1 protein-coding gene is annotated in these 505 nt (G+C 37.4%); it reads right to left on the bottom strand.

Features of this window, described 5'->3' with window-relative positions; translation table 11 throughout:
• Positions 1-505 (bottom strand): insulinase family protein (locus tag HC176_RS16105; protein WP_167920019.1); only part of this gene is annotated, 505 nt, incomplete at both ends.

The following is a 505-nucleotide window of genomic DNA, read 5'->3' as shown; positions in this document are numbered from 1 at the left end:
CACAAGTTTGATCGTAAGAATCTCTCCCAAAGCTCCCAGTGCGAAATCTTCGGAGACATCATATTCTGTTTCTCCTGTCCATTGTATACTCACCTGGCTTTTAGGGTCTTTTCCCTGATATACTACTTCCTTATGATAAGAATTATCAGGTTTAAAATCAGGAATTTTGTACTGTTCTTTTTCTTCTGAGCCGGGAAGGCTGGCAAGGTAAGTTGTTGCATATTTTTTCAACTCGGCTTCTTCAATGTTACCAACAAAATAGAAGGTGAAATCTCCTGCATTGGCAAATCTTTCCTGATATTTTTGATATGCCAGATCATAATCCTGCTCATCAAATTTTTCTGCAGTAGGGAATCCTATATATCGTGGATTTCCTTCATTTCTCACTTTTCCTAAGGCATTCTGAAAATAAAATGAGGGATTCGACATCAGGTTTCCAAGAAATCCTTTTTGCTTAGATACGAAGGAGTTATAAGCTTCTTCATCTTTGTTAAGATCTGTGAAG

The sequence above is a fragment of the Tamlana crocina genome (assembly GCF_012037625.1).
Note: the sequence above shows the minus strand (reverse complement) of the source record. Positions and strands in the feature narration are given on the sequence as shown.